This window comes from Thermococcus celericrescens (genome assembly GCF_001484195.1).
In the GTDB taxonomy this organism is placed as follows: Archaea; Methanobacteriota_B; Thermococci; order Thermococcales; family Thermococcaceae; genus Thermococcus; species Thermococcus celericrescens.
On record NZ_LLYW01000039.1, the window covers coordinates 1 to 7,861 of the forward strand.

8 protein-coding genes are annotated in these 7,861 nt (G+C 56.3%); 5 read left to right on the top strand and 3 right to left on the bottom strand.

The genetic code is table 11. The features are described 5' to 3' along the window. Both APY94_RS10915 and APY94_RS10920 read right to left on the bottom strand, forming a co-directional pair. Nucleotides 1-449: geranylgeranylglyceryl/heptaprenylglyceryl phosphate synthase (locus APY94_RS10915; RefSeq protein ID WP_157065534.1), on the bottom strand; the 449-nt coding region annotated here is incomplete at its 3' end. Next, the gene (locus APY94_RS10920; RefSeq protein WP_058939659.1) at nucleotides 446-889 is read right to left on the bottom strand and encodes a GIY-YIG nuclease family protein; all 444 of its coding nucleotides are present in this window, start codon (nucleotides 887-889) and stop codon (nucleotides 446-448) included. The genes APY94_RS10915 and APY94_RS10920, both read right to left, overlap by 4 nt. Before the next feature lie 63 nt (nucleotides 890-952). Here APY94_RS10920 and APY94_RS10925 point away from each other — a divergent pair, with 63 nt between their 5' ends. From APY94_RS10925 to APY94_RS10935, 3 genes are all read left to right on the top strand, one after another. Then, complete coding sequence (locus tag APY94_RS10925) at nucleotides 953-1,339, top strand: DUF2095 family protein (RefSeq protein WP_058939660.1); 387 nt, start codon at nucleotides 953-955, stop codon at nucleotides 1,337-1,339. Nucleotides 1,340-1,418: 79 nt separating this feature from the next. Continuing rightward, nucleotides 1,419-3,149: a P-loop NTPase family protein gene (locus APY94_RS10930; RefSeq protein WP_058939661.1), complete on the top strand. Its 1,731-nt coding sequence runs from the start codon at nucleotides 1,419-1,421 to the stop codon at nucleotides 3,147-3,149. Nucleotides 3,150-3,289: 140 nt separating this feature from the next. Beyond that, a complete protein-coding gene (locus APY94_RS10935) occupies nucleotides 3,290-4,549 on the top strand; it encodes a methyl-accepting chemotaxis protein (protein ID WP_058939662.1) in 1,260 nt (419 codons plus the stop codon). Nucleotides 4,550-4,679: 130 nt separating this feature from the next. On the opposite strand, the gene APY94_RS10940 is transcribed toward APY94_RS10935, so the two are convergent. Then, nucleotides 4,680-5,348, bottom strand: a complete 669-nt coding sequence (locus APY94_RS10940; protein WP_058939663.1) for a Kae1-associated kinase Bud32 — start codon at nucleotides 5,346-5,348, stop codon at nucleotides 4,680-4,682. 177 nt (nucleotides 5,349-5,525) lie between these two features. On the opposite strand from APY94_RS10940, the gene thsB reads away from it, so the two are divergent. Further along, the gene (gene thsB, locus APY94_RS10945; RefSeq protein ID WP_058939664.1) at nucleotides 5,526-7,178 is read left to right on the top strand and encodes a thermosome subunit beta; all 1,653 of its coding nucleotides are present in this window, start codon (nucleotides 5,526-5,528) and stop codon (nucleotides 7,176-7,178) included. A gap of 101 nt (nucleotides 7,179-7,279) precedes the next feature. After that, nucleotides 7,280-7,861 (top strand): M48 family metalloprotease (locus APY94_RS10950; RefSeq protein ID WP_058939665.1); only part of this gene is annotated, 582 nt, incomplete at its 3' end.

The window sequence follows — 7,861 nt, forward strand, 5'->3', positions numbered from 1 at the left end:
GGCTTGGCATCGCCGATCCAGCCGACGGTCTCTCCCGGCTCGACTATGAGGTACGCCATTGGTATCGGTTCTATGCCGTAGCGCTTGACCGTGAACGCCCCCAGGGCCTGGGAGCCCGTGATGAAGAAGGGGTTGGTCGAATTGAGCAGGCTCATGAAGAATATCGAATCAGCGTACCTGCTTATCCCCCCATGGGAGCCGGGGAACAGTATCGTCGGCAGGCTGGAGGACTCCTTTATCGCCCTCACAACGCCGTCGAGGACATCCCCCTCCGCCCCCGTCGAGCCGCCTATCATTATGGCATCTACCCCTATCTCCTCGCTCATCTTCGCTATCCTGGCGGCTTCCTCGGGCGTCACGTCATCAGGATCAAGGAGAACGAAGTGAAGCTTTTCGGTCTCAATCTTCTCGTGAATGTACGTCTCGACCTTTCCGAGCTGGAGTCTCATTTTCTCTCACCGAACCCTATAACTTCCTCCCTGCTTTTAACCCTTTTCCACTCCAGCCCGAGTCCGCTTAGAATGGCAGTGAGAGCCCCATCGGGTTCCCCTTCGAAGCGGTAGAGGTTGGTGCTGACCCTGACGTCCCCCGCGCCGAATCCCTCGACGGGCTCCCCGTACTTTGCCACCCCCAGCGAGAGCTTTTCCTCCAACCGCTCCTCACTGGGGATGAGATACGCCCTCAGGAGCTTTGCCTCCTTCAGGAGGAAGTCTATATGCCAGTGGAGCCTCTTTTCCCCGCTGAAGTGCCGGGCAACGCGTTTTTCGAGGGAGTTCATCGCCGAGCCGACGTACACGTAGTGACCCTTCCTTAGATGGAACTCCCGCCCCTTGGTTCTGACGGTTTTATCGTTTTCCAGCAGGACGACGAGAAAGTACGACCCTCTCATGGTGGGTGGATTCTACTCATCATTTATAAACCCCTGGTCCCAAAACCGAGTCTGGTGTGAAGAATGGACGAAAAGAAAACGAAGAAACCCGCGGACGACTTCGCATGGCAGGAGTACGAGAAGGAGGATTTTGAACGGACCTTCCCGGCCCTTGCGAGGGAGCTCGAGGGGGAGGGCGTTCCGATAGAGGCCTACCGCACCGGCGAGGGGGAGGAGTCCGCCGAGAGGGAGGAGATGGACTTCTCCGGCTACAACCCCACGGTTATCGATTTCCTCAGGAGATGCAGTACGGATGACGAGGCGCTTGAGATAATAAACTGGATGGAGGAGCGCGGTGAGATAACCCACGAGATGGCCAAGGAGCTCAGGATAACCTTGGTCGAGAGGGGAGTCCGGGCCTTCGGTTCCAAGAAGGAGTGGGGCTGGTACGAGCGGCACAGGAAAACATAATTCGCGCCAGTGGTACCAGAGGTGAGTTTTTGCCGAGGAAAAGGTAACTTTTTTAGCCCCCTAAAACATTCCCTAAGCGATGACGCTCAAGCTGAACCCCGAGGCCAAAGCGGTCTACCGCTCAATCCGGGAGGAGATAAGGAGGAGGTTAGTCCTCCCTGGGAGTTCTTCCATGCTGGATAGGTTTGAACCCACCTCCGATCGCGAGGAAATCCTCCGCAGGCAGACTTATTTCCGCCGAAGCCTTCCAAGGTTACGTCCTGAGTTGAAGGGACAGATTGCCAGGGTCCGGCCAATCAAATTCCGCCGGAACTACCTCCACGACAGGATTCTGATAGTTGACGAGGGCGAGCTCGAAAGGGCACTGAACCTGGGTCTCTGCGAGGTCTCAACGAGCCTGGAGGATTCCGAAGATTATTCTCTGGTTCTCAGCACGGTCGGCTACGGCATCGACGTTGAACTTGTCCCCTCCCAGATAGCGCCGGAGCTCTACATCATGCCCCTCTGGGAGAACCGGGAAACTCTTAATGCCCTCGCCAGAATCGGCGAGCTAACCGGCGAGGGTAGTGTCGCCTCGGAAATCCTCCGAAAGCTGGACGAGCTTGGGGAGGTTATGAAAAAGCGGAAACTCCTCGACGGTCTTGAGGAGCTGGTAGCCGCGAAAGAGCGCGAGCTGAACGAGAGGATATCCGAGAAACTGGAAAAGTTCAGCCTGACTCTGAGCGGGAAGGAGCTGCTGGATTTCCTCGGCGAGCTTAAAGCCGGGAACTACGAGGCAATATTCAGACACTTCGGCAAGGTCGAGGGAGAAATCCTCGATCTGATCAATGAGGCTGAGGACGAGCTGAGCGAGAAGCTTGGTGTTGCCGTTGAGCTCTTCTCCCGGGAAGAACTGTATCCCGTGGCGGTTCCCCCGGAAAGTGTCGAAATGCTCCGTGAGGAACTGGAAAGAGAGCTTAAGGTTGAGCTGTACCTCAAGAGCCGGGAAATCCTTGAGAATGTGCGTCCCCTGCTCCCCGTTCTCCGGGAGGAGCTGGCCAGGGTTAACGAACTCGATTTCCTTCAGGCCATCAAGGAATTCACCGAGGGCTTCTCTTTCCCGGAACTTCAGAACGGTGGAATCGCGTTTATCAATGGGAGACACCTTTTCATCGAGAGTCCGCAGCCTGTGAGCTACGTCGTGGGAGAAAAACCCGAAAACTTCGGCGTCCCGGACTCGGATATTATCCACAATGAGAGGGTGGTCATACTAACAGGCGCCAACAGCGGCGGAAAGACCAGCCTTTTAGAACTTATGACCCAGATAACGGTTCTCACCCATATGGGACTTCCGGTTCCGGCGGAGAAGGCCTGGGTCGAGCCCCTCGATGAGCTGTTCTTCTTCAGAAGGAAGAGGAGTACCTACGGCGCCGGTGCTTTTGAGACGGCCCTGCGCTCCTTCGTGAGGGCGCTTAAGGGCTCCGGCAGGAAGCTCATTCTCATAGACGAGTTTGAGGCTATAACCGAACCCGGTGCGGCGGTTAGGATAATCGGCGAGCTTCTCCAAATAGCCCACGAGAAGGGCTTTTACGTTGTTATCGTGTCTCACCTTGGGGAGGACCTGAGGAAGGAACTTCCCTTTGCCAGGGTCGACGGGATAGAGGCCAGGGGCCTTGACGAAAAGCTCAACCTCATCGTCGACAGGCAACCCGTCTTTGGGAAACTTGGCAGAAGCACGCCAGAGCTGATAGTCGAGAGCCTTGCGAGAAGAAAGCGCGGGAAGGAACGGGAAATTTTCGAGAGGGTCCTGAGGGCGTTTGGACGTTCCTAGCCGCATCGTGCTCCCTGGAGACTGCAGTGTGTAGGTCCCTGTGTAGGTGGTTACTAAACCCGTAGAAAGTCAGGTTATTACTTCTACACATTAGAAACATTTAAGTAGCCCCGCGACTTATTTTCCCCGGAGGGGTGTCCATGGACAAGAAAACCGCAGTGATACTGTCCCCGGTTGTGGCATTTATCTTCACGCTGGTGCCTTCCGCAGTCTTCGGCCCCCTGGCCGGACTGGTTGGAGGTGCCGTGGGGGTACTGGTGGCATTTGCGATCACGAGCAGTGTCACGAAGGAGAAGGAAATACCTCCCGATGTTATGAAATACAAGCGGGAGATAGAGGCACAGATCGACGCTATTGTCCGCATACTCGACAGGATTGCTGGGGGCGACCTCTCGGTGGAGGACGTTGAACTTACGGGGCACTTGGAGGATATCCGCCACGCGATCGAGAAGATGCGCAGGAACCTCAGGGACATGGTGATAGAGATTCAGGAGGCCGCGGGGGTTGTTGGAGAGCGCAGCCAGCTCGTCCGTGAAAACGTCGAGCAGATAAGTGAGGCCATCCAGCAGGTTGCCGAGGCCATCAACCAGGTGAGCATAGAGGCCCAGCGCGAGCAGGAGAACATCAACCACATGACGGAGACCATGCGCTACATCGATGAAATAGGCAAGGAGACCATAAGCACCATGGAGGACTTTGAGCGCTCCATGGGGGATGTCGTCAGCCTTGCCCGCGAGGGCGGCCAGAAGGGACAGGAGGCCGTGGGCCAGATCGAGGAGATAAGGAATATGATGCTTATGATAGAGGAGACCGTCAAGGGCGTCGCTGAGATGGGTAAGAACATCGCCAACATCACCAACGTTATCACGGGCATTGCCGAGCAGACCAACCTCCTGGCGTTAAACGCGGCAATTGAAGCCGCCCGCGCCGGCGAGGCAGGAAAGGGCTTCGCAGTTGTCGCCGAGGAGATTAGGAACCTCGCAGAGGAGAGCAAGAACGCCGCCGACGACATACGCAACATTGTGAGCCAGATTATGGAGAAGATACAGGAGAGCGTGGAGGTCACGGGCAAGAGCGTGGAAACTGTCTCCAACTCAACGGAGGTTCTCAAGGAGAGCGTTTCGTACCTCACCCACATAGCCGAACTGATGGCCGAGATGGAGGTTAAGGCCAACGAGCTCAAGAGCAAGGTGCTCGAAGAGGGCGAAAAGATAGACGAGGGCCTGCGCTTCCTGGAGAACCTCGCCGCCAGTGCAGAGGAGACAACCGCGGCGGCTGAAGAGGTCAGTGCCGCTGCGGAGGAGCAGACCTCCGCACTTGAGGAGGTCAAGGTGGCCATCACCGACTTTGAGCGGGTTGTGCAGGAGCTCGTGGAAGTTACCAACAAGTTCAAGGTCTGATTTTTCTATCTTTTGATTGCATCTCCTACATTTTTCTCCCGAAAACTCGCCCTTTTCTCGTTCTTAAGTGGGTCGTTCCAGGCACGTTCTTCGAGTGACACCCAAATATTGTAGGACCACCGATGGTGAGTCAGTCCACCCAGCTCCGCTCTCTGTATCTTCCCCTGCTCTCGATTTCTTCTATCTTCGCCTTTATTTCCTCGGCCTTCTCCTCACCCCTGACCTCGGCGTAGCCCTCCAGAACCGCCTCAAACCCCCTCTCGAACCAGGTGTAGTGGGTGCTCTCCATGGCGCGTTTGAGGAGGTGCAGGTCGACGCCCTGGGCCTCCAGGGTGGGGTCAAAGTCCGCCAGGCCAAAATCTATCAGGTAAACCTTTCCCTCCCGGAGTATCATGTTGGAGGTCGTCAGGTCACCGTGCACTATGCCCGCCTCGTGAAGCTTTCCAATCTGTCTTCCAATCTCGCGGCAGAGGGGAAGCCTTTTCTCTATTGGAATCTCCTCGAGGTGCTCCTTCAGTCTCTCCCCGCCGATGAACTCCATCGCAATTACCATGTCCCTCAGATTGACCTCGTAAACGTGGGGACAGTTCACACCGAACTCTTTGGCCCGGTGAAGAACCCTTGCCTCTCTAACCGTTCTCTCCTTCCTCAGCTTCTCATCGATCTCCCTTATGCGGTAGCGCTTTGGAATCCTGTGCTTGACGATTACCGTTTCGCCGGGAATGAGTTCCGCCCCGAAATACTCGCCGAATTCAGAGATGTATATCTTGGCCTCCGCGCCCTGCTTTATCATCCTCACCTCATCCACCCGCTCCCAGTTGTGCGCTGGGGTTTTAGGCCTTTCCCCCATTTCTAGGAGAAATTTTTGTCATTTTTCCAAAATTTATCGCATTAATTGAAATTTTTGACCCAAAAACTTATATGCAGTGCTGACGAAGCGTTTTTGCAAAAAGGAATCTGATAGGAGGAATGTCAAATGGCACAGCTTAGCGGACAGCCGGTTGTTATTCTGCCTGAGGGGACTCAGAGGTACGTTGGAAGGGACGCCCAGAGGCTCAACATTCTCGCCGCGAGGATAATCGCGGAGACTGTTAGAACGACCCTCGGCCCGAAGGGCATGGACAAGATGCTCGTGGACAGCCTCGGTGACGTTGTTGTCACCAACGATGGAGCCACGATCCTCGACAGGATAGACCTTCAGCACCCAGCCGCGAAGATGATGGTTGAGGTTGCTAAGACCCAGGATAAGGAGGCCGGTGATGGAACCACTACCGCCGTTGTCATCGCTGGCGAGCTTCTCAGGAAGGCTGAAGAATTACTCGACCAGAACATCCACCCCAGCATCATCGTTAAGGGTTACACCATGGCCGCCGAGAAGGCCCAGGAGATACTCGAGGACATCGCCATAGAGGTCACCCCGGATGACGAAGAGACCCTCATGAGGATAGCCATGACCTCGATAACCGGCAAGAACGCCGAGAGCCACAAGGAGCTCTTCGCCAGGCTTGCCGTTGATGCCGTCAGGCAGGTCGCCGAGAAGAAGGACGGAAAGTTCGCCGTGGACATCGACAACATCAAGATTGAGAAGAAGGCCGGCGAGAGCGTCGAGGAGAGCGAGCTCGTTCGCGGTGTCGTCATCGACAAGGAGCGCGTCCACCCCAGGATGCCAAAGAGGGTTGAGGGTGCCAAGATCGCTCTCATCAATGAGGCCCTTGAGGTCAAGAAGACCGAGACCGACGCGAAGATAAACATCACCAGCCCCGACCAGCTCATGAGCTTCCTTGAGCAGGAGGAGAAGATGCTCAAGGAGATGGTCGACCAGATCGCCGCCACCGGTGCGAACGTTCTCTTCGTCCAGAAGGGCATCGACGACCTCGCCCAGCACTACCTCGCCAAGTACGGCATCCTCGCCGTCAGGCGCGTTAAGAAGAGCGACATGGAGAAGCTCGCGAAAGCTACTGGCGCCAAGGTCGTTACCAACGTTAAGGACCTCACCGCCGAGGACCTCGGCCACGCCGACCTCGTTGAGGAGCGCAAGATTGCCGGCGAGAGCATGATCTTCGTCGAGGGCTGCAAGAACCCGAAGGCCGTCACGATACTCATCAGGGGCGGCACCGAGCACGTCATCGACGAGGTTGAGCGCGCCCTTGAGGACGCCATCAAGGTTGTCAAGGACGTCATGGAAGATGGCTACGTCCTTCCGGCCGGAGGTGCTGGCGAGATAGAGCTCAGCATCAAGCTCGACGAGTACGCCAAGCAGGTTGGCGGCAAGGAGGCTCTCGCCATCGAGAACTTCGCCGATGCCCTCAAGATAATCCCGAAGACCCTCGCAGAAAATGCTGGCCTCGACACCGTCGAGATGCTCGTCAAGGTAATCAGCGAGCACAAGAACAGGGGCAGGGCCATAGGCATCGACATCTTTGAGGGAGAGCCGGCCGACATGCTCGCCAAGGGCATCATCGAGCCGCTCCGCGTCAAGAAGCAGGCCATCAAGAGCGCCAGCGAGGCTGCCATAATGATCCTCAGGATCGACGACGTCATCGCCGCCAAGATAAGCAAGCCCGAAGGCGGCCAGGGTGGAATGCCCGGCGGCATGGGTGGAATGGGCGGCATGGACATGGGCATGTGATGCCCTCTATTCTCTTTCCTTATACTCAATCTTGTACCAAAAGGTTTTATTTTGGAATCCATCTATCCTTATGGGAGTGAGAGTTCACCGGAGGTGAGAGTATGGGGCTTGGTCTGTGGTTCAGAACTGGTCTGCTGATGGCCGTGCTGACCGGGTTACTGATGGCCATCGGCTACGCCTTTGGAGGCCCCAACGTGGCTTTCATGATGTTTCTGTTCTCAATGGTCTTCAACTTCATAACCTACTGGTACAGCGATAGAATCGTCCTGAGCTGGTACCGCGCGAGGATAGTTGACGAGTTCGAGGCCCCGGAGCTCTACGCCATAGTAAGAAAGCTCGCCGAGAACGCGGGCCTGCCGATGCCAAGGGTAGCCATAATCCCCAGCGAGACACCAAACGCGTTCGCCACCGGAAGGGATCCAAAGCACGCGGTCGTTGCCGTGACCACGGGTCTGCTCAGAATCCTTGACAGGGATGAGCTTGAGGGTGTTATAGGTCATGAACTAACCCACATAAAGAACAGGGACATGCTCATCGGAACGTTCGCGGCGGCCCTGGCAGGTGCCATCGTCCAGCTCGCCTACTGGGCCCGGTGGATAGCCATCTTCGGCGGCTTCGGCAGGGATGAGGATGACGCCGGCAACGTTCTGACTGCGATACTCATAGCCGTCCTCGCCCCGATA

Bases quoted from the DNA above. Each gene is read 5' to 3' on its own strand.
- APY94_RS10920 (WP_058939659.1), bottom strand. From the start codon at position 889: ATGAGAGGGTCGTACTTTCTCGTCGTCCTGCTGGAAAACGATAAAACC.
- APY94_RS10925 (WP_058939660.1), top strand. From the start codon at position 953: ATGGACGAAAAGAAAACGAAGAAACCCGCGGACGACTTCGCATGGCAG.
- APY94_RS10930 (WP_058939661.1), top strand. From the start codon at position 1,419: ATGACGCTCAAGCTGAACCCCGAGGCCAAAGCGGTCTACCGCTCAATC.
- APY94_RS10935 (WP_058939662.1), top strand. From the start codon at position 3,290: ATGGACAAGAAAACCGCAGTGATACTGTCCCCGGTTGTGGCATTTATC.
- thsB (WP_058939664.1), top strand. From the start codon at position 5,526: ATGGCACAGCTTAGCGGACAGCCGGTTGTTATTCTGCCTGAGGGGACT.